Source organism: Ectothiorhodospira haloalkaliphila ATCC 51935, from assembly GCF_000633935.1.
GTDB classification, from domain to species: Bacteria; Pseudomonadota; Gammaproteobacteria; order Ectothiorhodospirales; family Ectothiorhodospiraceae; genus Ectothiorhodospira; species Ectothiorhodospira haloalkaliphila.
On record NZ_KK214998.1, the window covers coordinates 693,787 to 718,516 of the forward strand.

24 protein-coding genes are annotated in these 24,730 nt (G+C 64.3%); 13 read left to right on the plus strand and 11 right to left on the minus strand.

What is annotated here, in order from left to right:
* Positions 1–77 precede the first annotated feature (77 nt).
* Positions 78–1,121, plus strand: coding sequence for a thioredoxin family protein (locus ECTHA_RS0111055; protein WP_029762413.1), 1,044 nt, complete (start codon positions 78–80; stop codon positions 1,119–1,121).
* On the opposite strand, the gene ECTHA_RS0111060 is transcribed toward ECTHA_RS0111055, so the two are convergent.
* The 4 genes from ECTHA_RS0111060 to ECTHA_RS0111075 form a co-directional block, all read right to left on the minus strand.
* Complete coding sequence (locus ECTHA_RS0111060; protein WP_025281540.1) at positions 1,122–1,487, minus strand: hypothetical protein; 366 nt, start codon at positions 1,485–1,487, stop codon at positions 1,122–1,124.
* Positions 1,488–1,627: 140 nt separating this feature from the next.
* The gene (locus ECTHA_RS0111065; protein WP_025281541.1) at positions 1,628–2,278 is read right to left on the minus strand and encodes a Spy/CpxP family protein refolding chaperone; all 651 of its coding nucleotides are present in this window, start codon (positions 2,276–2,278) and stop codon (positions 1,628–1,630) included.
* An 87-nt stretch (positions 2,279–2,365) separates the two neighbouring features.
* The gene (locus ECTHA_RS0111070) at positions 2,366–3,550 is read right to left on the minus strand and encodes a toxic anion resistance protein (RefSeq protein WP_025281542.1); all 1,185 of its coding nucleotides are present in this window, start codon (positions 3,548–3,550) and stop codon (positions 2,366–2,368) included.
* Between the two features lie 64 nt (positions 3,551–3,614).
* Entirely contained in the window at positions 3,615–4,553 is a 939-nt protein-coding gene (locus ECTHA_RS0111075) for a hypothetical protein (RefSeq protein ID WP_025281543.1), read from the minus strand.
* A 481-nt stretch (positions 4,554–5,034) separates the two neighbouring features.
* Here ECTHA_RS0111075 and ECTHA_RS0111080 point away from each other — a divergent pair, with 481 nt between their 5' ends.
* Entirely contained in the window at positions 5,035–5,514 is a 480-nt protein-coding gene (locus tag ECTHA_RS0111080) for a YbhB/YbcL family Raf kinase inhibitor-like protein (RefSeq protein ID WP_025281544.1), read from the plus strand.
* A gap of 103 nt (positions 5,515–5,617) precedes the next feature.
* Here ECTHA_RS0111080 and ECTHA_RS0111085 read toward each other — a convergent pair whose 3' ends face one another.
* The gene (locus tag ECTHA_RS0111085) at positions 5,618–6,046 is read right to left on the minus strand and encodes a DsrE family protein (RefSeq protein ID WP_025281545.1); all 429 of its coding nucleotides are present in this window, start codon (positions 6,044–6,046) and stop codon (positions 5,618–5,620) included.
* Positions 6,047–6,171: 125 nt separating this feature from the next.
* Between ECTHA_RS0111085 and ECTHA_RS0111090 the strand changes: the two genes are divergently transcribed.
* Complete coding sequence (locus ECTHA_RS0111090; protein ID WP_025281546.1) at positions 6,172–6,375, plus strand: hypothetical protein; 204 nt, start codon at positions 6,172–6,174, stop codon at positions 6,373–6,375.
* A 15-nt stretch (positions 6,376–6,390) separates the two neighbouring features.
* On the opposite strand, the gene ECTHA_RS0111095 is transcribed toward ECTHA_RS0111090, so the two are convergent.
* Both ECTHA_RS0111095 and ECTHA_RS0111100 read right to left on the minus strand, forming a co-directional pair.
* Positions 6,391–7,947: a GTPase family protein gene (locus ECTHA_RS0111095; RefSeq protein WP_025281547.1), complete on the minus strand. Its 1,557-nt coding sequence runs from the start codon at positions 7,945–7,947 to the stop codon at positions 6,391–6,393.
* Complete coding sequence (locus ECTHA_RS0111100) at positions 7,944–9,131, minus strand: YcjF family protein (RefSeq protein WP_051582641.1); 1,188 nt, start codon at positions 9,129–9,131, stop codon at positions 7,944–7,946. Before ECTHA_RS0111100 ends, ECTHA_RS0111095 begins: the two co-directional genes overlap by 4 nt.
* Before the next feature lie 106 nt (positions 9,132–9,237).
* On the opposite strand from ECTHA_RS0111100, the gene ECTHA_RS0111105 reads away from it, so the two are divergent.
* The 3 genes from ECTHA_RS0111105 (at position 9,238) to ECTHA_RS0111115 (ending at position 12,458) form a co-directional block, all read left to right on the plus strand.
* Positions 9,238–10,590 carry a M48 family metalloprotease gene (locus tag ECTHA_RS0111105; RefSeq protein WP_025281549.1) on the plus strand — a complete coding sequence of 451 codons (1,353 nt, stop codon included), beginning with the start codon at positions 9,238–9,240 and terminating at the stop codon, positions 10,588–10,590.
* Between the two features lie 72 nt (positions 10,591–10,662).
* Positions 10,663–11,346, plus strand: a complete 684-nt coding sequence (locus tag ECTHA_RS0111110) for a TVP38/TMEM64 family protein (RefSeq protein ID WP_025281550.1) — start codon at positions 10,663–10,665, stop codon at positions 11,344–11,346.
* A gap of 392 nt (positions 11,347–11,738) precedes the next feature.
* Positions 11,739–12,458 carry a DUF3581 domain-containing protein gene (locus ECTHA_RS0111115; RefSeq protein ID WP_025281551.1) on the plus strand — a complete coding sequence of 240 codons (720 nt, stop codon included), beginning with the start codon at positions 11,739–11,741 and terminating at the stop codon, positions 12,456–12,458.
* A 123-nt stretch (positions 12,459–12,581) separates the two neighbouring features.
* On the opposite strand, the gene ECTHA_RS0111120 is transcribed toward ECTHA_RS0111115, so the two are convergent.
* Positions 12,582–13,085, minus strand: coding sequence for a disulfide bond formation protein B (locus ECTHA_RS0111120; RefSeq protein ID WP_025281552.1), 504 nt, complete (start codon positions 13,083–13,085; stop codon positions 12,582–12,584).
* A 217-nt stretch (positions 13,086–13,302) separates the two neighbouring features.
* Here ECTHA_RS0111120 and ECTHA_RS18065 point away from each other — a divergent pair, with 217 nt between their 5' ends.
* From ECTHA_RS18065 to ECTHA_RS0111140, 4 genes are all read left to right on the plus strand, one after another.
* Positions 13,303–13,818, plus strand: coding sequence for a CBS domain-containing protein (locus tag ECTHA_RS18065; protein ID WP_244875627.1), 516 nt, complete (start codon positions 13,303–13,305; stop codon positions 13,816–13,818).
* Between the two features lie 9 nt (positions 13,819–13,827).
* Entirely contained in the window at positions 13,828–15,120 is a 1,293-nt protein-coding gene (locus ECTHA_RS0111130; RefSeq protein ID WP_025281554.1) for an arsenic transporter, read from the plus strand.
* A gap of 40 nt (positions 15,121–15,160) precedes the next feature.
* On the plus strand, positions 15,161–15,643 hold the full coding sequence (locus tag ECTHA_RS0111135) for an arsenate reductase ArsC (protein ID WP_025281555.1): 483 nt from the start codon (positions 15,161–15,163) through the stop codon (positions 15,641–15,643).
* 71 nt (positions 15,644–15,714) lie between these two features.
* A complete protein-coding gene (locus tag ECTHA_RS0111140; RefSeq protein ID WP_025281556.1) occupies positions 15,715–16,029 on the plus strand; it encodes a hypothetical protein in 315 nt (104 codons plus the stop codon).
* Between the two features lie 13 nt (positions 16,030–16,042).
* Here the strand turns inward: ECTHA_RS0111140 and mltF are convergent, their stop codons facing one another.
* Complete coding sequence (mltF, locus tag ECTHA_RS0111145; protein WP_419397977.1) at positions 16,043–17,449, minus strand: membrane-bound lytic murein transglycosylase MltF; 1,407 nt, start codon at positions 17,447–17,449, stop codon at positions 16,043–16,045.
* Positions 17,450–17,598: 149 nt separating this feature from the next.
* Here mltF and ECTHA_RS0111150 point away from each other — a divergent pair, with 149 nt between their 5' ends.
* The gene (locus tag ECTHA_RS0111150) at positions 17,599–18,234 is read left to right on the plus strand and encodes an arylesterase (RefSeq protein ID WP_025281558.1); all 636 of its coding nucleotides are present in this window, start codon (positions 17,599–17,601) and stop codon (positions 18,232–18,234) included.
* A gap of 113 nt (positions 18,235–18,347) precedes the next feature.
* Here the strand turns inward: ECTHA_RS0111150 and ECTHA_RS20055 are convergent, their stop codons facing one another.
* Positions 18,348–18,614, minus strand: a complete 267-nt coding sequence (locus ECTHA_RS20055; protein WP_025281559.1) for a DUF4282 domain-containing protein — start codon at positions 18,612–18,614, stop codon at positions 18,348–18,350.
* A gap of 213 nt (positions 18,615–18,827) precedes the next feature.
* Between ECTHA_RS20055 and ECTHA_RS0111160 the strand changes: the two genes are divergently transcribed.
* Complete coding sequence (locus tag ECTHA_RS0111160; RefSeq protein ID WP_025281560.1) at positions 18,828–19,601, plus strand: (Fe-S)-binding protein; 774 nt, start codon at positions 18,828–18,830, stop codon at positions 19,599–19,601.
* Complete coding sequence (locus ECTHA_RS18070) at positions 19,598–21,700, plus strand: LUD domain-containing protein (RefSeq protein ID WP_084306941.1); 2,103 nt, start codon at positions 19,598–19,600, stop codon at positions 21,698–21,700. The genes ECTHA_RS0111160 and ECTHA_RS18070 overlap by 4 nt, the downstream gene beginning before the upstream one ends.
* A 170-nt stretch (positions 21,701–21,870) precedes the next feature.
* Here the strand turns inward: ECTHA_RS18070 and ECTHA_RS0111170 are convergent, their stop codons facing one another.
* A complete protein-coding gene (locus tag ECTHA_RS0111170; RefSeq protein WP_025282365.1) occupies positions 21,871–24,612 on the minus strand; it encodes a cation-transporting P-type ATPase in 2,742 nt (913 codons plus the stop codon).
* Positions 24,613–24,730 lie beyond the last annotated feature (118 nt).

Genomic DNA, 24,730 nt, shown 5'->3' on the forward strand with positions numbered 1-24,730 from the left:
GCGTTGTGAGGAGTCTTGCCGCGGACTATTGAAGGGTGATGGTTTGCCGCACTGATGGGCATTCGAAGGAGTGGACGATGAGGCATTGTTTATCGCGACATCGATTGACGCTGGCCGGATGGCTTTGCGGGCTCCTGGTGGCGTTCCTGGGCCTTGGGGCACCGGCGGTGGCGAAGGATCAGCCTCCCATTGATGACACGCCGCGCCTGATCGGTCTGCAGCATCCCCACTGGTTCGAGCTCTCCCTGCTGGATCTGCGGGAGGATCTGGAGAGGGTGCGGGAGCAGGGCAAGCGGGCCCTGGCCGTGTACGTGGGTATGGATGACTGTCCTTATTGCGAGGCCCTGTTCGAGGTCAATTTTGCCGAGCCGGACATCGTTGAATACACGCGGCGGCATTTCAATGTGGTGGGGCTGGATGTGCTGGGCAGCCGCGAGATGACCACGCTTGAGGGTGAGTCCATGACGGAGCGGGAGTTCGCCGTGGGCAAGGGGCTGAATTTCACGCCTGCCTTCATCTTCTATGAGCCGGACGGCACACCGGTGTTTCGTCTGCGCGGGTATCACTCACCTTATCGTTTCCGCGCCGCGCTGGAATACGTGGCCGATGGTCACTACGAGAACGAGACCTTCCGCGAGTATCTGGCTCGCGCGGATCCACCGCCAAGATTCGATCCGGATGATCTGAATCACCAGGATTTCTTTGCCCCCAAGCCCTTCGCCCTGGATCGCTCACGCATCCCAGCCGACCGCCCGCTGGCGGTGTTTTTCGAGCAGGGGGAGTGTCACGCCTGCGACATTCTGCATACCGAGCCGCTGGGCGACGAGCAGGTGCTGGAGTTGCTGGATCTGTTCGAGGTGGTGCAACTGGATATGTGGTCGGAGGAAACGCCGGTACGCACGCCGGACGGCCGTTCCATGACGGCCCGCGCCTGGGCGGAGGATCTGGGCCTGTTCTACGCACCCACGCTGATCTTCTTTGACGAGGCGGGTGAGGAGATCATCCGCATCGATTCGGTGGTGCGGCTGCACCGGCTGCGTTCGGTGCTGGAATACGTGCTCACCCGGGGGTACGAGGACTATCCCACCTACCAGCGCTGGCGGATGGAACAGGGCGGCTGATCAGTCGCGGTCGTCCCGGTCCACGGGGGGATCAATGCGAGGGGGGCCTGCCCGCTTCTGGGAGACCAGTTGCGCCACCAGGTGGGCGATGCCGGTCATGAAGGCCACCATGAAGAACAGCGCCAGCATCGGGATGCCGGCGATCACGAACAAGAAACCCAGGGGCGAGACCTGGATCAGCCAGGCTCCCAGGGCAATGAGCATCCAGCGCCCGGCAAAGGTCCCGCAGTGGTCCCGGCACCAGGCTGCTCGGACCAGCCTCTCTTCGGGCGTGGCCTTGGGCATGTCCTTGAGGTGCCATGGGGCGAGCAGGTAGGCCAGCACGGTATGGTGGACTGGCGAATTCTTTGGGTCGGTCTGATTCATGGTGCTGCTCGCAAAGGGGCCGGTGGGCAGGTCACGGGGCATTCAGGTTATCACGCGGGCCTGTTGCGATCCGACAGGGCAGCGCTGGAACGGGCGGGCCGCGTGGAGGCGGCCCGCCCGATGAAGCCTGGAGGTGGTGACTATCGCCCCATGCCGGGCTGGTCCAGACCGCCAGCCGGGGGTGGCTCAAGGCCGCGTCCCTGTCCAGGGGGCTGTTGGTTCAGGCCTCTACCCTGGCCCGGGGGTTGGTTGAGGCCACGGCCTTGCCCCATGCCGGGCTGGCCCATGCCGGGTTGAGGCCGGGTCCCGTCTTGATCCTGCCAGCGCGTCCACTCCCGGGCGGTGGGTGAGTTATCGAGGATGTCCCGTTGCCCGCGGTCCAGGGATCGGTACAGTGCCCGTGCGGCATTTCGAGCCTCCCGGGCCTCTTCCAGCCGCACTTGGGCCATCGAGACGCGCGTTTCCATGCGACTCAGGAAATCCGTCTCCTGCATGGCTTCGCGGCGCTGGGATCGATCCTCAGGGGTCTGACGAGGTCCCATGTGCTGGACGAACTCGTTCCACAGGGCCCGTTGCTCATTGTCGAGATCGAGGGACGCCTCCAGTTGCTCAATACCCCGCTGCCCCGGCGCCATGCCGGGCTGCTGCATGCCCCCCTGTCCCATTCCGGCCTGAGCCAGGGTCACGGGCTCATCGGCCTGGAGCGGAGCGGCCAGGCCAGCCATCAGCACTGCCGTGGCAACGCCCACATACAGGGCCGTCGAGCGATTGTGATTCGATCGTTTCATCATGCAACCTCCGAGAAAAGATCTTGAAAAGGGCCGCTCCCACCGGGACACGCCTTTGCACCATGGCCTTTGCCCCGACACGGGTCAACCTCAAATGGCCTGGTCCACCCGTGCGGAATCGCCCTTGTCCATGCGCTCGATGGCCTCGTTGCCCTGCTGGGCCAGGGCATCCAGGCGATCGATCTGCGCATCCAGCTTGGGCAGGGCCTCCTGACGGTAACGGGATACCTCATCGATGGCCCCCACCACGTCCTCGAAGGCTTCCTCCAGCTTTTCCATGTCCAGCATGGTCGAGGCGGCCCGGTTCTGGATTTCCACCCCCTGGGTGCGCAGTGCGTGGGCCGTGCCGGCAATCATGTCCGAAGTGGTGGTGTTGATGGCCTCCACCCGGTCCAGTACTAGGCGCTGGTTGGCCAGGGCCATGGCCACGGTGACGGCCACATTCAAGGCGGACACGGTGACGTTGATGGCCCGGTCCACGCCGCGCATCAGCTCCCGGTTATTGCGGATCACCACCTCAAGAGACAGGATGCCCTGCTGGCTCACCGCCAGTTGCTGCTGCAGATCCACCACCCGCTGGCGCAGCGGGAAGAGCAGTTCTTCGTCCACAAACCGCTTGCGACCGTCATCCTCCGGAAGTTGCCGGGATTTTTCGCTGAGACGCCGATCAATCAGGCGCCCCAGGGCGATCTGTCGCTTGAGCTGCTCCAGGCTCTCGCGCAAGGATTTCTGGTCGTCGCTGAGGGTGAGGTTGTCCCGGTGAAGCATGTCCTTGCCTGATTCCAGATCCTTGATGATGGCATCCAGCGCCTCCTGGGCCGTCTCGAACTTGTGGAAGTACCGCTGCAGGGGCGTGCCTACCCCTGGCAGGCGGGACAGCATGCGTTTCAGGCCGCTGGCACCGAGATTGTGTCGGCGTGGATCCAGATCCACCATCCGGTCGCGCAGATCCAGCAGCGACTTGGCCACCGGACCACCCTCGTCGCCCTGATGGGCCAGTTTGCGGATGGGGGCCTGCAGCATCTGGCTGCGATGGGCCGCCTGGCGCTGGATATTCAGCCCCATCTCATCCACCGCCTGACGGTGGCGATGGTCTGGTGTTTCCTTCGGTTCGCCTCCCAGCACCTGATCGAGGAAACGGTCCGCCAGGGCATTCAGTTCCGGATCATCCGTCACCGTTTCCGGATCGCTCTCCTTTTTCACCTGGGACTCGATCTCCTCGGTGGTGGGCAGCGAGAGATTCAAAGGGTCGGAATCATGGCGGCTGACGTTCATCTCGGGCCTCGGCTAGGGACTGCGGCGTGAATGCCCATGATACGCATGCGGCAGCCCGGGTTCACTAACCCTTGCGACCGTAGTGGTGGGCCTTTTCCACGAATTGGCGCAGATCCTCCATGGCCTGTTCGGCGGCCACCGAGGCGCGGGGGCGGTCGGTGTTGACGGCGGACACAGCCACGGCGGCATCGTCCAGGGCGGTGATGGCGGCCTCGTTGCGGGCACCCAGGTCGCGCAGGCGGGTTTCGGTTTCCTGCACCAGTTCCAGGCGTCGCTCCAGGGCGCGCCGTTCCTCGTCGCTCATATGGGACTCCCGATCCAGGCGGCCCCGTACATGATTCACGTCCACCCCTCGTACGCCGCGTGCCACCGAGGCCATGGTGTTCAGGTTGTCCACTGCGGTCCAGGAGACTTCCCGGACCAGCTTGAGGGAGCGTTCGAAGGTCAGTTCACGTTCGTCGAACTTGCCCTCAAGCACCTCGTTCACGTGGGCGTAGCGGGTATAGATGCGATCCACCTGGCTGGCCAGATCCGGCCGCCGCGCCTTCAGCAGAGCGCCCTTGGTGTCGCACAGGGCTCGCACCAGTTCATCGGCACCCACCGGCGGTTGCTCCGGATCCAGAATGGCCAACCCGGCTTCCCTTGCCTTGTGTTCCAATGCCGCCCGCTCCCGCTGCGCCGCCGCCTCCTGCTCGGCCTCCTGACGTCGCTCGGCGCGTCGCCGAAGCCACCCACGCCAGGACCGCTCCGCCGGGATGGCCACGAAGATGGCCAGCAGCCCCGCCACCCAGCCACCCAGGGTGGGACCAAAGCCGCCAAACAGGGAAGTGACCCAGAGGATGAAGGCGATGAAGGGGAGGATGAGCCAGTAGCGCAGCATCACATGCCAGCGGGTGGGGTTCTCCAGAGGCACGGCCATGCGTGGCTCGATCAACCCAATGATCAGCCAAGGCAGGCAGGAGATGAACAGCCCGTAGGCAAAACCTTGCAGGAATCCCAGCATGGGGTCAGTCTACTATTTCCAGCAGCCAAAACGGAGTCCCTGAACGGAAGCCGGACCCGCTGGAACATCCCGCGTGGGACCGGCCCCCGGCCGCGAAGCCCATGTCGGGGATGACTCCTGTGGTGATCCCGGGCCCCCATTCGCGGGCAGGCCCGCTCCCACAAAAAAATCACCACCAACCACTGGGAGTTTCTGCCTCTTTTTTCTTTTTTCCAAGAGCCACCTGAGTGTCCGGGCCTCGGCGGGGTGGCATGTCTGGGAGCGGGTGTTCGCCGCATGGATGCGGCGGTCAAGCCTACAGGGAGGTATTCACGGCGTCCCGCGGACAGGCATGCCACCCCGCCGAGGCCTTGCCCGGATGCTGAACCCAGGGAAGAGGCGAAAAGGGGTCTGTCCCCGTTTTGAGTTTTGTTAGACTCGGGTGGGGAAGAGCCATGCCCGGGGCATTCTCGCGCCGGGTTCACGCAACAGGAGGGAATCCATGGGTTTTGCACTGTCCGACATGCAACTGACCAGCCCCGCCTTTTCCCAGGGCGGCGCCATCCCCAGCCGGCATACCGGGGAGGGCGAGGATGTCTCGCCGGCGCTGGCCTGGAGTGGTGCTCCTCAGGGCACCAAGGCCTTTGCCGTCATCTGCCACGACCCCGATGCACCACTGATTTCTCCGGGTGGTACCTACGGCTTCGTCCACTGGGTGCTCTACAACATCCCAGGATCAGTGGCCCGATTGCCCGAGGGGGTGGAGGAATACACCAGCGGCGCCACCGATTTCGGCCGTACCGGCTATGGGGGCCCCATGCCGCCCGAGGGGCACGGCGTGCATCAGTATTACTTCTGGGTGCTGGCGCTGGATCGGGAAATGGATCTGCCGGAGGGACTCACCCTGTGGCAGTTGCTGGAGAAGATCGAGCCGGCCGTGATCGGCATGAATCGGCTGGTGGGGACGTATCAGCGCGGCTGACCCCATCGCCTGCATTGGCATTTTCAAGCGCCAGGGATTGCCACAAAAAAGGCCACCCCGGTTACGACCGGGGTGGCCTTTGAGGCGGGTCCGACCTGTCGCCTTAGAATGTCATGAAGCGGGCGTCATCAAACATCAGTTCGCCCATTTGCGGCGGGGTGGCCACGCCAACACCGTCGATCAGGTCATCCTTGGTGTAGTCACTGTTGGGAAGGAACAGGGCGCAGACCTGCACGCTGGCAGCGCCACGCATGACGTTCTGCATGATCTGCTGGGGAGTGGCGTCGGCGCCCTTCATGGTGGGGCCTTCGTAGGAACGGGTGGCCAGTTCGCCGCCCTTGTCGCACAGCAGTACATGCAGTTCGGCACCGCGCTCTACAAGCTGCCCGGACAGGATCATGGCCATTGCCTGGGTCTGAGGCTGGTCGGTGGTGACGGTGACCACCACGCGGTTGCTGTCAGCCGCGGCAGCCAGAGGAATCATGGCCAACAGCAGGGCCAGGGAAATGATGCCGGTCTTGAGATGCTTCATGGTCAGCAATACTCCTGTTTGCGAATGACGATGAACACCATATCATCAAATTCTAATGTTTGTCTCCCGTTGAGCGGGATGGAATTCACAGTTCCGGCATACGCAGCCGGCGGAGCCTTGTATCCATGGTCAAATTTCTCACCCTGCTGATCCTGCTGGCCTTCGCCTGGTGGCGCTTCAAGCGCTGGTGGCGAGTGCGGCAACTCAAGGCGCAGGGGCAGCCGGTGCCTGAGGAGACGGGTATCCGGCCGATCACCCTGCTCAGCATCGTCCTGCTGGGCGTCTACGGCGGCTTCCTGCTCTGGCATCTGTTCGGGCAGCCCCAATGAGGTTATGACGGGACATCAGCGCGAGCGCATCCAGCGCCGTGTGACCTCGGCCCCGGCGCGAGCCGTCTGCTTCAGCACCCTTTTCCATTCCCCCGGCGAGGCCTTGAGCAGGATGCGCATGGCACGGCCCCGCTGCGCCCGATCCAGCTGGCCATTGACCCGGTCCCATATGGCGTCGACGTTGTAGGCCTTCTCCCGGGTATCCAGCCGAGCCGGAATGGTGGATTCCACGGACACGCCCAGATCAGTGGAAATCACCTCCATGGCGCGGCGTATTGCCTGCGCCTTGGGGCGCGTGGGAGCCTGCAGCTCATAGGGAGGCTCCCACTCCCGCGGCGGCGACAGGCGATCCACGTGGCTCAGGATGACCAGGATCGGGGGCAGGATGCGGCGCGGGTCGGCGGCAAAGCGCTGTCGCAGGTGCTCCAGTGCCCGTCCATCCAGGGCCCGATCGGCCCGGTGGGCATCCACCACCCAGAGGATGCAGTCGCTCTCGCAGAGTGTGTCCACCAGGGCATCAATGCCCTCCCTGTCCTTGAGTCCCGGGGTGTCCACGAGCACCGCCTCGGGCAGACCATCACGCTCCAGCAGATAGCCGTTGGCCTCATGAGTGCTGGGGAGTACATCCACACCGGCAGCCACCCGGTCAAGCAGACAATTGACCAGGCTGGATTTACCTGCGTTGGCCTGACCGGCCACCATGATGCGGATGGGCCCCCCCTGGTCCGCCAGAGCCACGCCCGGCCCCATGGCCTGCATGGCCGCGGCTTCGTCCAGTTGTTCGGTATCGATGCGCAGCCGCCCGGAATACAGTTCAATGGCGGCGCGGCCCACTTCCTCCACCCAGATGCGGGCACCGCGCCGTCGCAGATAATCCCCGGCCTCACCCATCATCATGGACACCATGCGTTCCCGGGCCTCGGCCATCACGGCGCCCAGGGGATTGACCAGTCGGGCCGCCCGGTACACCCGCGTGGCACCGCGAAACCAGCGCATGCTGGTGCTGGCAGCCGGCTGAAAGTCCCACAATCGCATCAACTGACTGGCGCGGATCATGTGGGAGCCAGGCACCTTGTCCAGCATCACCCGGCGCAGGCGCACGCTCACCCGCTCGGTGAGCAACAGCGCCTCGGGTACGGTGAAACGCCACATGGGGTGGCGTTCCTCCGGGTGATAGTGGCGGGCCACCTGCTCGATGGTTTGCCGGCCGGCCAGCAACAGCAGGCGGTAATCGCCGACGATATGGGGGTCTGAGTCGGCCGCGATCTGTTGCACGCTTTGCCAGGCGGCCATGTCCCGGGGGGACCAGTCCGCATCCGGTGCCGAGACCGCGCCCTGATCCTTGTCATCGCTGATGGCATCCACGCGCTCGGCCCGCCGTTGCAGCCACAGGGACAAGGTGTATCCGACCAGTCCCAGCCCGGTGGCGATGCCCAGCCAGATCAGGAGCCAGCCCTGCTGCCACAGCCAGAAGGCCCCCAGGGGGATCAGGATCAGAAAGGGCAGGGTGGCGGCGGCAAAGGCTGCGGCCAGGGCGCCCCAACGGGTCCAGAGCGTGCCGGGCCGGGTCATGAGTGGGGTCCTCCCGAGGGCGGGGATGGGTTAAGCCCGTTTTGTCGCCGGAACAGGGTGTGAGCCTCCTTGAGGGCGCCATTGAAGGCCTCGGACACACCCTCGGGTGTATTCACACCCATGCGCACCTGTTCAAGGTAATAGCAGGCGGCGCGCCCCAGCGCGTAGGTGACGGCGGCGCTGGCCGCTCCCGCCACCGCCGCCCCCGCAGCCTGACCATACACCGGGATCAGCTTGCCCAGTTGCCGGGCGGCGAACCCGGCCCCCAGGCCCAGCAGGGTGCCCGAGCCCAGGGAGGCCATGAAGGCCTTGAGCGTGGGCCGATCCCAGGTGAGGGCATAGAATTCCCCGATGCTGTGCAACATCTTGCCCTGCAGGGTGGGTACGGTGACCATGCCTACCACGGGCACCATGTCGGTGACCCCGGCAGCGGTGGCATAGCCCAGTATGTGCGGGCGGATGCGGGCCTGGCGGCTGTCGCGAGCGTTGCGTGCCAGTTCCCGGATCAGGCCGGCGCGCCCGGCACTGCAGGCCGCCTCCAGGGCGTCCAGCAGGGCATCAAGGCCGTAGTCCGGGTCACTGAAGTCGTCCTCCGGGCGGGTGAGGTCCACGGCCACCTGGTGGAATGGCCCGTGGCCCGGCAGTTCACGGAAGGCCCGCGCCTGGGTTTCCATGGAGCGCCGCAGATCCTCAAGGTCGGGGTCACGGGCCAGGGCTTCAGGCCCTGGATGATCCCGGTCATCCGGGTAGCCGTCATGCAGGCGGGTCTGCACCAGCACGATGGCCCAGTCCGGATGGCGGCGGCGCACCTGCCTGAGCACCCGCAGGAGGGTCTCCTGCTGTGGGTCCATGGCCCGTGCCACAGCAATCACCGCATGGGCGCCCCGTTCCACCACGGCCAGATCATCGCTGGGGTCGTAACCCGCTTCCTCCAGGCCGCGCGTATCCAGAAACCGCACCACCGGGACATCCGCCGGGAACTCATGGATGCGCGAGGCCCGGGTGCAGGGTTCAAAGGCGCTGCCGATCTCCACCTGGGGGTCGCCGGTGACACTGCGCACGATGGAGCTCTTGCCCGACTGCACCTTGCCCAGCAGCCAGAGCACGGGTGCTCGGGCGCGGGCCTGGGCACGGATGTCGGCGGCCAGGCCCGGATCCGGTTCGGGTTTGAGTACGGCGTCCATGAAGCGTCGCCATGGGGTGGTGGGTTTCAAGACTTGGGAACCTCCGCATCCAGGAGTAGACTCAGATTTTACATCCCTACCCGCAAGCACCCGGAGACATTGCACCATGGACGCCCACCCAGGTAACCGTATTCTCCAGCGCCGCATGACCCGACGTGACTTCCTGTGGCTGATGTCTGCCGCTTCCGCCGGTGCGGTGGTGGTGCCCCAGTTGCAGGGCTGCGCAACCGATCCGGTCACCGGCCAACAGCGTCTCATGCTCATGTCCGAGCAGGAAGAGATCAATATTGACAGGCAGCACTCGCCGCACCAGTTCTCCAACGACTTCGGGTTGTTGCGCGACGATCGGGTGAACCGCTACGTGAGCGAGGTGGGCACTTCCGTGGCCGAGGTCTCCCATCGTCCCCACATGCCCTACAGTCACAATGTGGTCAATGCCAACTATATCAATGCCTACACCTTCCCCGGGGGCACCATGGCCTGCACTCGCGGCATCATGGTGGAGATGGAGGACGAGGCACAACTGGCAGCACTGCTGGGCCATGAGACCGGTCACGTCAATGCCCGGCATACGGCGCGACGCCAGACCACCGGCTTGCTGGCCTCCCTGGCGCTGGGAGGGCTTGGCATTGCTGCGGCTCAGTCCGAGCAGCTTTCCGGATACAGCAATCTCATCTACGCCGTGAGCGCGGTCGGCGCCACGGCGCTGCTGGCCCACTACAGCCGTCAGAACGAGCGTGAGGCAGACGATCTGGGGCTGCAGTACATGGCCGAGGCAGGCCAGAATCCCCAGGGGATGGTGGATCTCATGGACATGCTGCGCTCCATGTCCGACCGTCAGCCCAATGCCCTGGAAACCATGTTCTCCACCCATCCCATGAGCCAGGAGCGCTTTGATACCGCTCAGCGTGAGGCCCGGTCCCGTCATGGCGATGCCATGGGTCGCAACGTGCGTCGCGAGCGGTACATGGACAATACCCGTGACCTGCGCCGCATCAAGCCGGCGATCAAGGAGATGCAGGCAGGAGAGGAGCGTCTGGCCCGGGAACAGCCTCGGCAGGCCGAGGAGCACTTTGCCAAGGCCCTGCGCCAGGTACCTGACGACTATCCCGGCCTGGTGCTCATGTCCAAGGCCAAATCGGCCCAGGGGCAACATCAGGAGGCCCGGCGCTATCTGGAGCAGGCACGGGCGGCCTACCCCGAGGAGGGGCAGGCAGTCCATCTCAGTGGCATCAATCAACTGGCGCTGAACCGGCCAGACGCTGCCCTGGATCATTTCCAGCAATACGAGCGCATGCTGCCCGGCAACCCGAACACGATCTTTCTCAAGGGGGTGGCCCACGAGGGCATGCAGAACCGCCAGGCGGCTGCCCGGGAGTATCAGCGTTTCGTCCAGCAGGTGGGCACCCAGACCCCGCAGGGTCGGTTTGCAGCCCAGCGCCTGGAGGCGTGGCAATAGGTCATTGCTTGACGTGGCCCGCTTGTCGCGGAGGGGGGGAGTGGGTAGTTTTGGTGGATGAACCCATCATCCGTGACTGATCGAAAGCCGCGTCGTCACCCCCTCGCCCGTCCGCGCCTGTGGATCCTGATCATCCTGGTCGTGACCGGGCTGGTGCTGGCCGCCTGGCAGCCCATCTCCCTGGATGCCCTGCTGGACTGGGGCCACGCCATGAGTGCCAACCCCCTGGTGGCCGTGGGCATCATCCTGCTCCAGGCACTGCTGCTGGCTGCGGCCCTGCCGGGTACCCTCATGCTCTGGGTGGTGGCCCCGGTCTATGCACCGCCGGTGGCTGCCTTGATCCTCACCTGCGGCAGCGTGCTCGGTGCCCTGGGGGCCTACATGGTCGCCCGGCGCCTGCGGGGCGCCCACCCCGAAGAGGTCGACCATGGGCGGGTGCTGAATTTGTTGCGGGAGCGCGGGGATCTGCTCACGCAACTGACCCTGCGGGTGACGCCCGGATTTCCCCATTCGGTGGTCAACTACGCCGCCGGTATGCTGCATTTGCCATTGAAGACCTTTCTGGTGGCGGCGGTGATCGGCCTTGGGGTCAAGTGGATGGTGTATGCCGCGGCCGTGGATGCCTTGGTGGATGTCGGTACTGGCGCCGAACCTCTGGGCCTGGAGTCGGTGGCCCCGCTATTGGTGCTGGCCCTGTTCCTGGGCATCGGCGCAGTGGCCCGACACCTGTTCCTGCGCCACCGCGGCCGCCGGTGATTCAGTATCCACATGACACTGACCATGCCCGGTCATGCCCTGTGGGAGCGGCCCTCGGCCGCGAAGGGATTTGCCTACCGAAAGCCACCAAAGTATCCGAGCCTCGGTGGGGTGGACTGCCTGGGAGCGGGTGTTCGCTGCATGGATGCGGCGGTCAAGCCTACAGGGATGTATTCACGGCGTCCCGCGGACAGGCAGTCCACCCCACCGAGGCTCCCGCAGATGTAAAACTCTGGGTGACGGTGTTCGTGCAACCCCGCAACCCCCTTCGCGGCCGAGGGCCGCTCCCACGGGGGCAGGTGTCGGTCAGGGAACTGGCTTTGGACTCAACGGGCTTAGTAGAATCCACCGGCTTTGCAGCATCACAACCCACATCCCGGGAGATTGACCCCTTGCCTTCCTACCTTGACGAATTTCACGCCCGTGACAACGGGGCTGTCCGAGTCACGCCGGATCAGGCCAGCCGCTTTGCCAAGGAGGTGGCCGGGGACTTCAATCCGATTCACAATCCGGATGCCAAGCGCTTCTGTGTGCCGGGTGACCTGCTGTTCTGCCTCGTGCTCAACCACTACGGGGTGAGTCAGCGCATGGGCTTTCGCTTTACCAACATGGTGGGCGCCGATGTGGCCCTGAGGTTCTCGCCCTCCGATGAGTCCAGCCTTGCCATCCAGGATGAAGCGGGCAAGACCTATCTGGAAGTGGAGCGGGAGGGTGAGCCCTCCACGGACCCCCAACTGATCGAATCCCTCACCCGGGACTATGCTGCGTTTTCCGGCCAGAACTTTCCTCACATCCTGGTGCCGCTGATGAAACAGCATGGCGTGATGGTCAACCCGCAGCGCCCGCTGGTGTTCTACGACAGCATGTCCTTTGCCTTTGATCAGTGGCCGGCACCGGCCCCGAGCCTGCGCTTTGCCAACGCCGAGCTGGTGGTGAACGGCAAGCGCGGCGACGTCGCCCTGGATTTCGATCTGCTGGCGGATGAGAAGGTGGTGGGGAGTGGTCGCAAGAAGCTGGTCATCTCCGGTCTGCGCCCCTTTGAACAGGCGGTGATGGATGACCTGGTGCGTCAGTACGATGGCTGGAAGTCGGATTATCAGTCCAGAGGGTAAGCACTTTGCATCGCTGCTTGGTGCAGCATCGGGCGCGGGTTGCCGGCCGCCTGCGCTCTGGTTGTGCTTCCAGGCAGGCCCGAAGAGGCTGGGCCCTGACTGCTCCAGCCTCCCCGGAAGCGGTCAGAACTGTTGTCGCGACCGCCACAGGGCCCAGATGGCCAGTCCAATGACCAGCAAATGGCCCACAACCGCCGCATTGGCCAGGGTGATGCCCAGGACCTGAGGTCCCATCTCGTCACACATGCCCGTGGCCATGAACAACGTGGGTGCCTGGTCCCCCAGCCACTCCACAAGGCGTTCGATGGGTCCCGGTTCAACGCCCACGCAGGAAAACCCCAGATCCGCGGGCTGGCGTTCCAGCCAGCTCTGATAGCCAGCCGCCCCCAGCCCCGTGCCCGCTGTCGCGACCACCAGCACGCCCAGGATCATGCCGGGCAAGGCGGCCCCGAATAGAACGCCGCCCAGGGCCAGTGCCGCCAGGACCATGAAAATCAGTCTCTGGAAGATGCACAGATGACACGGGTGAAGATTGAAGAACTCGGTCAGAACAATGCTCAGGCTGGCCGCCAGGGCACAGAGCAAGGCTATCGCGAGCCAGAGGGGGCGAACCGCCGGTGTGAACATGTGGAGTCTCTCATGGTTTGCGTGAACATATGCGGTTGATGAGATATATCGCAGAGCGTATGCTTCATGAGCAATGTCATTCTCCTGGAGGCGCTCATCATGACCGAAGTGACCGGATTCGATCCACCCTTGTGCTGCTCGCGAGTGGGGGGTGGAGCTCTGGACGAGACCTGCGATTGAGAATGAAGAGGCATTGCTGATGCGCATACGCGATTTAATGACCGCGGATCCCCGGCAGATCCACGCGGATACACCCATCCCCGAGGTGGCTCGCCTGATGGTTGAGCATCGCATCAACGGCGTGCCAGTGGTGAGTGGGGAAGGGCATCTGGAGGGCATCGTCACCACAGGCGATCTCACCCATCGGCTGGCCGATGAGCGCATCGAACAACGGGAATCCTGGTGGAAGGAGTCCTACTATCGGTCGCCCATCGGTGGCGCCCGGGACGAGGGCCCGAATCGCGCCAGCGGTCGCACCGCCGGTGAGGTGATGACCCGCAAACTGGTCACACTGGGCCCCGATGACGACATGACCCTGGCGGCCCGCATGTTTCTGGAACATGGAGTACAGGCCCTGCCGGTGGTGGAGGGAGAACGCCTCGTGGGAATCATCTCCCGATTCGACCTGTTGGCCTGCCTCGCGGAAGACCCGGGGTGTTGCAATCCTTTCCGGGGGGGGAGGGCCGACCATGTGTCCCAGGACACAGACCCGGATGAACCAACCGAACCTTAGGACACTTTCATGCTCCTCACCGCCCTGACGATTTTCATCGCCACCATCACCCTCGTCATATGGCAACCCAAGGGCCTGGGCATCGGCTGGAGTGCCATGGCCGGCGCCGCGCTGGCCCTGGCCACCGGTGTGGTGCAGTTCTCCGACGTGCCCATCGTGGTGGACATCGTCTGGAATGCCACCCTGACCTTCGTCTTCATCATCATCATCTCCCTGTTGCTGGACGAGGCCGGGTTCTTTGAATGGGCGGCCCTGCACGTGGCCCGGTGGGGCGCGGGCAGCGGGCCCAGGCTGTATGCCTTCATCATCCTCCTGGGGGCTGCCGTGGCCGCCATGTTCGCCAATGACGGCGCCGCTCTGATGCTCACACCCATCGTGCTGGAGATGCTGCTGGCGCTGGGGTTCTCCGCCGGGGCGGCCTTTGCCTTCGTGATCGCCGCCGGTTTCATCGCCGACACGGCCAGTCTGCCCCTGGTGATCTCCAATCTGGTGAACATCGTTTCTGCCGACTTCTTCGGGATCAGTTTCCGTGAATACGCCTCGGTGATGGTGGTGGTCAACCTGGTCTCGGTGGCCGCGTCCCTGGCCGTGCTCTATCTGTTCTTCCGCAAGCAGATCCCGCGCACCTATCAACTGGCCGGGCTGCGTACGCCCAAACAGGCCATCAAGGACCCGGCCGTCTTCAAGGCCGGTTGGGGTGTGCTGGCCCTGCTGCTGTTCTCCTTTCTTGTGATCGAGCCCATGGGGGTGCCCATCTCCGCCATCGTGGGTGTGGGCGCTGCGGTGTTACTGGCCGTGGCCGCCCGGGGGCGGGCCATCTCCACCCGGCGGGTGGTGGTCAGTGCCCCCTGGCAGATCGTGATCTTCTCCATTGGCATGTACCTGGTGGTCTACGGTCTGCGCAATGCCGGACTCACCGCCGATATTGCCGGGGCATTGAACTGGATCGGTCAGTACGGCGTCATGGCCTCCGCTGTGGGGACCGGGTTCATTGCCGCTTTCCTCTCCTCAATCATGAACAACATGCCGGCCGTGATGGTGGTTGCCTTGTCCATCGACGAGGCCCAGGTGACCGGTGTCATCAAGGAGGCCATGATCTATGCCAATGTGGTCGGCTCGGATCTGGGCCCCAAGATCACGCCCATTGGTTCCTTGGCCACGCTGCTGTGGCTGCATGTGCTGGCGCGCAGGGGCATCCACATCACCTGGGGGCAGTACTTCAAGATTGGCATCATGATCACGCCGCCGGTGCTGCTGGTGACCCTGCTGGCCCTGGCTGGCTGGCTGAGCATCATTCGCTGATACCCCTGTCCCGTTCCATTGGTCACGAGAGTAACGCTCCATGAACCTGCTGTTTCTGTGTACCGGGAATTCCTGCCGTTCCATCCTGGCCGAGGCCACCTTCAACGCCCTGGCCCCCGAGGGCTGGCAGGCCATGAGTGCCGGCAGTCAGCCCACCGGGGCGGTCCATCCCCGCTCCCTGGCCTTGCTGGAGCGGGAGGGCATTCCCACCCTGGGGCTTCACAGCAAATCCTGGGAAGATCTGCCTCAACCCCCGGACGTGGTGGTCACGGTCTGTGCCAGCGCGGCCGGGGAGACGTGTCCGGTGTACCTGGGATCGGCCCTGCGCACCCACTGGGGTGTGGATGATCCGGCCAAGGCCACCGGCACAGAGGAGCAAATCAACGCCTCCTTTGAACAGGCCTACCGCACCTTGAGGCATCGCATCGAGGCGTTCCTGGCGCTGGGGCGGGATCATCCGGTGTTGCAAGATCCGGACGCCCTCAAGGCGGTTCTGGATCGCATCGGGGAACAAACCCCCTGAGGCAGGGGTCCATTGCACAAAGGTGCACGAAGCGATAACGTCACCAACTTGCCACCTGTGAGGCCTCATCCATGCTTGACCGCATCCTTGCCAGACACTCGATCGACCGCCAGCAGTTCCAACTGGGGGCACTGGTACTGTTCACCGGGCTGGTGCTCACGCTGCAGAACCCGGATGCGCGGGACTCGGCCGCGGAGCTGATATCCCACGTGGAGATGCCTTCCCTGTCCAACATCATGGAAATGCGCCCCAGCGGCCCGCCGCCGTGGATGGACAGCGATCAGTTCCTGATGGAAGACGCCGAGGAGATCCAGCCGGCGCTGGCGACGCTGGATCGGGATCAAGCCGTTCCTGCAGGGGATCTTCGGGAGCGCCCGCAGCGTTAAGGGGCGACGTGTTTCAGTCGAACGCCTGACTCAATACGTCGCGGTAATTGCGAATGCGCTGCACGAAATGCACCGGCTCGTAACCCCGCGCGTAGCCATATCTCAGTTGAGGGTAATACCGCTCATCCGAGAGTAGTGGCAACACCTCCCGCATGTCGGACCAACTGTCCGGGTCCTTCCCCAGGTCCCGGGCCAGTTGGCGGGCATCCAGGAGGTGGCCGCGACCCACGTTGTAGCTGGCCAGGGCCAGGAAGAGGCGATCAGGTTCCGGGATATGCTCTGGCAGCCGCCGGTGGCGGTCCTCCAGATAACGCGCTCCCGCCAGGATACTCTGCTCGGGATCCAGCCGATTGGTGACGCCCAGGGAGCGTGCGGTGTTCTGTGTAAGCATCATCATGCCGCGCACGCCGGTGGGGCTTCGGGCATTGGGGTTCCAGTGGGACTCCTGATAGGACAGGGCCGCCAGCAGGTCGGCTGGCATGTCGGTTTCCTCCTCAGCGGCCAGGAAAAGCTCCTTGTACTCAGGCAGGCGGTCCTCGATGCGCCGGTTCAGTGCTCGCAAGTCCACGAAATCGAACTCAGTGATGTAGGCGTAATGGCGCCGCTCCATGCGATCAATGGCCTCATCACCCTCCCGGCTGTTCATCCACCCAAAGGCCTGTTCCGCCAGCTCCGTGGCTCCTCCAGCCAGGTACCAGCCCAGATTCTGCCCCTCGGTGAGATCCATGGCCACGCTCAGTGATGGCATGAATCGGCGATTGACCTTGACGATGTTGGAGTCGGCCACAGTGCATTGCAGGGCCTTTTCCGCGACTTCTCCCAGCAGTCGCTCGGTGCCCTTGTTCACTTCCTGAAAACTGAGCCCCTCGTGATCGCTCGCCAGCGTCCGCAGCCGCTCGGCATAGCTGGAATCCGCTGTCACTGCGATTTCCACGTTGGCCAGATCCGCGTTCTGGCGGGGCTTGCTGGCAAGATCACGATGGCAGACCACCTGTTGAGTGACCTCGGTGTGAGCCGGTCCCCTTTCAAAGCGCTGGTTACGGGATTCCAGGTGCGTCAGCCCGGAAGCAGCCAGATGGGCCTTGCCGGCCTCCAGTGCGTCGATCACCTGGGCGGTGGAGTCGACCACCATCCAGTCCACCTCCCATCCATGGGCCTTGGCAAAATCGGTCACCAGGTCATATTCAGGGCCGCTGGGGCGCTCGTGACGGTCCAGGTAGTAGGTGGTGGGACCATTTCGGGTCACCACGACCAACACCCCGGATTCGTCCGGATGGACCTGGGCGACCCCGGAACCCCGCTCACAGCCGCTGAGCAGCCAGGGGAGCAGGCACAGGAGGATCAGAGCAGTGAGCAATCGTCTAATGTGAAAGGAATCCATCAATTCTCTTCGCTCCAATGACAGGGATCTTTCGGTCAGACACCGCGTGGGCGGAGGCTTTTCCGAGCTTAAGACTATACTTAATCTGAAGATTTTGCGCAGATCCAGGCCAGTTGATCCGGGGGATTCGAGCCTCGATCAAAGCGCCTGCCATGAGACACTCAACCCATATCCTCAGAGGGGTTTTCATGCTGTCCGGATACCGTCGTGCCCCGTGGTCACTGATGCTGGTGGTGTGCCTGTTCGTGCTGGGGGCCTGCTCCCCCCGGCCGGAGCCCCTGCTGCTATTGCCGCCGGATGCCGTGATCCTGGCCTTTGGTGACAGCCTGACCTACGGCACCGGGGCTCCGGCGGGAGCCAGTTACCCGTCCCATCTGGCGCGGATGACCGGTCTTGAGGTGATCAACGCAGGCGTGCCCGGCGAGGTGACCACTCAGGGGCGGGCGCGTTTGCCCGGGTTGCTGGATCAGTATCAACCGGATCTGCTGATCCTGATCCACGGTGGCAACGACATGCTGAGGCGGGGCGACAGCGAACACAAGCGGCAGAATCTGGAGGCCATGATCTTCACGGCTCGCGAGCGGGACATCCAGGTGGTGATGGCGGCCGTGCCCACACCGGCCCTGTGGCGGCTCAGTGGTGCCCAGGTGTACCAGGATCTGGCCGATGAACTGGGCGTGACCCTGGAGGGTGACGCCCTGGCCTATATTCTTTCCCGGGATTCCCTCAAGGCGGATCCCATCCATCCCAACGCCGAGGGCTATCGCATCCTGGCGGAGCGAGTCCATGATCTGCTCCGGGAGGCAGGCGCGTTGATCAACTGAAGTATCAAACAGCTTCGGGTGCGAGGTGATAGTGTGGCACACACATCCCGGGCATGAGAGGGCAGGGAGATACCCAGTGCCTCGCCGTTGCCGAGGCACTGGGGGCGTGGAGTTCAGGTCCGGGTGTCTGGGCCTGGACTCGAGTCAGGCTTTCTGGCGATCTCCGAGAGCCGGTCGTGAATGCTGAACAGGACCAGCATCAGTTCACAGGTGATGCGCCAGAACACCACGCCCAGCACCAGCATCAAAACCCCGGCGAAGAAGTTTTGACCGAACATGGTCCCCAAGGCGCTGACCACGATGGCGGCCACACCGATCCAGAAAATGATATGGATGAAGGGCGGGGTGATCATCTTGCGAAACAGCAGATAGTCATTCATTGGTGTCACTCCCCTTAAGGTTCTTCCTGAAACGAACCGGCGCGCGCACGCCGATCCATGAAAGCGGTCGAATGCCGCGGGGCAGCCCGGCGCCCGCTCCGAACGAACGCGATCCCCCTTGAAAGTATAGTGGGTTGACAGCAAGACGCTGCCAACGCGGTGTGGAGCGTCTATCCTTGGCAAAGCCTGCCCATTCATTTCGTGATGGCGACCATGACCGTGAATTCCCCCGCACAGCCCCATGTGGCCCTGTATGCCACGTGCCTGATGGACCTGTATCGCCCCAATGTGGGGTTCTCTGCCATCCAGTTACTGGAGTCGGCGGGCTGTCGGGTGAGTGTGCCGCGAGGCCAGACCTGCTGCGGACAGCCGGCCTACAACAGCGGTGATCGCGCCACCGCCCGGGCGTTGGCGCTGCGGGTGTTGAAGGAATTTGAGGGTTTTGACTACGTGGTGCTGCCCTCGGGCACCTGCGGCGCCATGATAGGTGCGTATCCTGAGCTGCTTTCCGATGACCCCGAGTTGCAGGTCCGGGCTCGGGACCTGGCGGACCGGACCTTTGAGCTGACGTCCTTTCTGGTGGATGTGATGGGGGTGACAGCGGTGAGTGCGCGTCTGGATGGTGTGGCCACCTATCACGATTCCTGCTCCGGGCTTCGCGAACTGGGGGTGCGGGATCAGCCGCGCCGCCTGCTGTCCACGGTGCAGGGCCTGGAGCTGAACGAGATGACCGACGCCCAGGTCTGCTGTGGGTTCGGGGGCCTGTTCAGCGTGAAATATCCTGAGATCTCCGGACGCATGGTGGCCGACAAGGGTCGGCGGGTGAGCGAGAGCGGTGCCCGGTTCCTGTTGGGCGGTGACCTGGGATGCCTGTTGAATATTGCCGGGCGGCTGCGCCATGAGGGCAGCCCGGTCCGGGTCTTTCATGTGGCGGAGGTGCTGGCCGGACGGGCAGATGGGCAGGCCATCGGGGAGGGCAGGGCATGAACACGTCCACGACAGATTTCAAGGCCCGGGTCCGGGTGGCACTGAACGATCGACATCTGGAGCAGGCACTGGGCCGCGCGCGAGACGGCTTCGTGCTCAAGCGCCGCAAGGCGGTGGATGCCCGTCCTGACTTCGAGGCCCTGCGCGACCAGGGGGTGGCCATCCGGGACCACACCCTGGATCACCTGGAAGATTACCTGGATCAGTTCATTCAGGCCTTCGAGGCCCAGGGTGGTCAGGTGCATCGGGCCGCCGACGCCGAGGAGGCTCGGCGCATTGTCCTGGATATCTGCGCGCAGGCGGGTGCCCGGCGCGTGACCAAGGGCAAGTCCATGGTGGCCGAGGAGGTGGGGCTCAACGAGGCCCTGGATGATGCCGGCTACGATCGGGTGGAGACCGACCTGGGTGAGTACATCATCCAGCTGGCCCATGAGACCCCCAGCCACATCATTGCGCCTGCGGTCCACAAGACCCGCGAGCAGATCACCGAACTCTTCCACGAACACCACCGGAAACTGGGTTTTGCCGAGCGGGTGACCAGTATCCCGGGCCTGGTGAACGAGGCCCGCAGTGTGCTGCGTGAGCGCTTCCTCACCGCCGATGTGGGCATCACCGGTGCCAACTTCCTGGTGGCCGAGAACGGCGCCAGTGTGATTGTCACCAACGAGGGCAACGGGGATCTGACCGCCACGTTGCCCCGGGTGCATGTTTCCGTGACGGGTATCGAAAGGGTAGTGCCCACGCTGGAGGACATGACAAACCTGCTGCGCCTGCTGGGCCGCAGTGCCACGGGACAGGTGATGACGAGCTACACCACCCTGTCCACCGGCCCACGCCGCGCCGATGACACGGATGGCCCGCTGGCCCATCACGTGGTGCTGGTGGACAACGGCCGCTCCGGGATGCTGGCAGATCCGCGTTACCGGGCCATGCTGCGCTGCATTCGTTGCGGGGCCTGTCTGAATCACTGTCCCGTGTATGGCGCCATCGGCGGTCATGCCTATGGATGGGTGTACCCCGGGCCCATGGGTTCGGTGCTCACCCCCCTGACCCGCGGCCTGGGCAGTGCCCAGGATCTCCCCCAGGCCTGCACGCTGAATGGTCATTGTGCCGAGGTGTGCCCGGTGAAGATTCCGTTGCCGGAACTGCTTCGGGGGCTGAGGGAGTATCAATTCGAGCAGCGGGTGATCGGTCGACGGCCCCGCTGGGCAGTGTGGCTATGGGGTCAGGTGGCCAGGCGGCCGGGGTTGTACCGCCCGGTGGCGCGATGGTCGGCGCGGACCCTGGGCTGGCTGGGGAGGGGGCAGGGTGTGCTCCAGCGTTTGCCCATGGCGTCCGGGTGGTTCAAGGGCGGGAGATATCTGCCGGTACCGGAGGGGCGCAGTTTTCTGGAGATGTTGGGCGGAGGAGATACCGTGCCCTCCACACCCCTCACCCCAACCCCTCTCCCCGGGGGGGAGAGGGGCTCTGGATCTGAGGCTGAGGGCTCCACCCATGATCTCCCTTCTCCTCTCGGGGGAGAAGGGTCGGGGATGAGGGGCACGGGGAGCACAGTGCCTGAGTTTCCCCGCACCCCAACCTCTCTCCCGGGAGGGGAGAGAGACTTTGAAAGTGCGCTGGAGCAGGCCGCCGGCACCGTTGAATGGCTGGATCAGCCAGATGACATTCCCCGACAACTTGCCCGCGTCATGCAGCAACAGGGCCTTGATGGGCCGGTCGTCGTGGCCCCGGCGCTGGCTCACCTGGACTGGGCTGGCGCCGGACTGGCCCCCCGCTTCGGCCCCGCCCTGGGCGATGAAACCGTCGGCCTGAGTCAGGCGGTCTGTGGCGTGGCCGAGACGGGTACCCTGGTCCTTGCTTCAGGTGCAGATGACCCCACCACCATCAACTTCCTGCCTGAATACCACTTCGTGGTGCTGGCGTCAGCGAACGTGGTGGACCGCCTGGAGGATGCCTGGATGCGACTCCGGGAGCGGGATAAGCCCTGGCCACGAACCGTCAATCTCATCACCGGCCCCTCGCGCACCGCCGACGTTGAGCAGACCATCCAGCTCGGCGCCCACGGCCCCCGCAGCCTGAAGGTGTTCATGCTCAGCTAAGGGTTCAGCTACAGACACTCCCTCCTCCCCCACGGGTGGGAAGGGCTAGGGATGCGATAGGCACTGTAACGGCCATCGCCCCTCACCCCAACCCCTCTCCCCCGTGGGGAGAGGGGCTCGTGACGTATCTTTCTTCGTCTGGGGTGCATTACCACCTGGGTGCATGAGAGTTAGTCAGTGTTCACCCAGGGCAGCCGCCGCAACACCGTCTTCTCCAGTTCCACGATCACGAACACCACCAGACCAAACAGCAGGATGCGGGCCCAGTCTTCCCAGCCGATGGCCGTGGTGCCGAACAGGGTGTTCATCACCGGGGCATAGGTGAAAGCCAGTTGCAACAGCACCAGGATGCCGATGGCCAGCCACATGGCGCGGGACTGGAAGATCGCCCAACCGCGCAGCACCGGCTGATAGATCAGGCGCAGATTCAGCAGGTAGAAGGCCTGACCGGCCACCAGGGTGTTGATGGCCACGGTGCGCGCCAGTTCCTCGGAACTGCCCACCACCTCCTGCATCCACACGAAATGCCCAAAGGTGCCCAGCCACAGGAGCACCGCCACGAAAGGGATGCGCCAGAGCAGAAAGCCCGATAGCAACGGGGCATTGGGGTTGCGCGGTGGTCGCTTCATCACCCCCGGCTCACTGGGCTCGAAGGCGAGGGCCATGGCCAGCGTCACCGAGGTGACCATGTTCACCCACAGCACCTGCACCGGGGTGAGGGGCAAGGCCAGGCCCATGAGGATGGCCATCATGATGGTCATGGACTGCCCGGCATTGGTGGGCAGCATGTGCAGGATGGCCTTGCGGATGTTGTCGTACACCGTGCGACCTTCCTCCACCGCATGGGCGATGGAGGCGAAGTTGTCATCGGCCAGCACCATCTCCGAGGCCTCCTTGGCCGCCTCGGTGCCCTTGTGGCCCATGGCCACGCCCACATCGGCGCGCTTCAGGGCAGGGGCGTCGTTGACGCCATCCCCCGTCATGGCCACGATGCTGCCGCCGTGCTGCAGGGCCTGCACCAGTCGCAGCTTGTGCTCGGGGGTGGTGCGGGCGAACACGTCTGTCGTGCGGGCCGTCTCCCTGAGTTGTTCAGGGGTCATGTGATCAAGTTCGTGGCCGGCGATGGCGGTGGCCTTGTCCTTGCCGCCGATCCCCAGCAACCCGCCCACGGCCTGGGCCGTGATGAGATGATCGCCAGTGATCATCTTCACCCGGATGCCCGCCTCCAGGGATTGACCCACCGCCCGGATGGCTTCCTCCCGGGGCGGGTCGATGATGCCCAGGATGGCCAGCAGGGAAAATCCGCCGGCCTCCACCTGGCTGTAATTGAGGTCGTTCTGGTGCGGTCGGGCATCTCTCGCCGCCACGGCGAGCAGGCGCTCACCCCGGGCGGCCACTTCTTCCATGGCCTGCTCCCACCAGGCCCGCTCCAGTGGGCGTGCCCCATCGCGGGTCTGCTCATGCTCACACAACTCCAGCACGCGCTCCGGCGCACCCTTGAGGTAGATCACGCCCTGCCCGTCGTGATCTCGATGCAGGGTGGCCATGTACTTGTGATCCGACTCGAAGGGGATTACATCCACCCGGGGCATCTGTCCCTGTTCGGTCTGCGGGTCCATGCCGGCCTTGCGGGCCAGAACCACCAGGGAGCCCTCCGTGGGGTCCCCCTCCATCACCCAGTGACCTTCCTTTTCGAATACCTGGGCATCGTTGCAGAGCAGGCCCACCCTCAGGGCCTGGGCCAGCACCGGGTCGTCATCGGGATTGATGTCCTGGTCGTCCTCGGAAAACCCGCCCTGGGGCGCGTAGCCCACGCCATCCACCTCCACATGGCGTTCACGGCTGCGCAGTGAGGAGACGGTCATCTCGTTGCGGGTGAGGGTGCCGGTCTTGTCGGAACAGATGGTGGACACCGAGCCCAGGGTCTCCACCGCCGGCAGGCGCCGGATGATGGCATTGCGTCGGGCCATCTTCTGCACACCGATGGCCAGGGCGATGGTCAGGATGGCCGGCAGACCCTCGGGGATGGTGGAGACCGCCAGGCTGGCGGCGGCGAGGAACATCTCGTCCAGGGGGTAGCTGCGAACCCAGTAACCAAAGGCAAAGGTGGCTGCTGCGACCACGATGATGACACCCGCCAGCCAACGCCCGAACTGCTCCATCTGCCGTACCAGCGGCGTTTGCAGGCTGTCCACCTCGCCCAGCATGGTGGAGATGCGGCCCACCTCCGTGGTCTGCCCGGTGGCCACCACCAGGCCCCGCCCGCGACCAAAGGTGACCAGGGTGCCGGAGTAGGCCATGCAGAGGCGATCGCCCAGGGGGGCATCCTTCTCAACGGGTGGCACCGCCTTCTCCACCGGTACCGACTCTCCGGTGAGCACGGCCTCGTCGATGCGCAGGTTCTTGGCATTCAGCAATCGCAGGTCCGCCGGCACCTTGTCGCCCGCCTGCAAATAGACCACATCCCCGGGCACCAGGCTGCTGGCCTCCACCTCGCGGCGATGACCATCCCGCAGCACCAGGGCCCGGGGTGAGAGCATCTTGCGGATGGCGTCCAGAGCCTTTTCGGCCTTTCCCTCCTGCACGAAGCCAATCAGTGTATTGATCAGCACCACTGCCAGAATCACCCCGGTGTCCACCCAGTGGCCCAGCAGGGCGGTGCCCAGGGCAGCCACCATCAGGATATAGATCAGGATGTTGTGGAAGTGGCGGAAGAACCGAATCAACGGGCCGGCTTTTTCCGGCGGGCGCAGTTCGTTGGGGCCATATTGCTCCAGACGCTGTTCCGCCGCCTGTGCGGTCAAGCCATCGGCATGGGACTCCCAATGCCGGACCACCTTGTCGGGATCCTGGGCGTGCCAGGCCGGGCTCTCGTGGGTGTCATCTTCATTCTGCGGGGTGTTGGAATCCATCGGTACCGCTCCAATCTTCAAATATCCGGCAAGTGGTGATCATGCCCCTGGCATGTCGCATCTGCCGCTTGATCCCTTCAAGATTAACACCGAACATAGGGGCTCAAACCATCCCAAG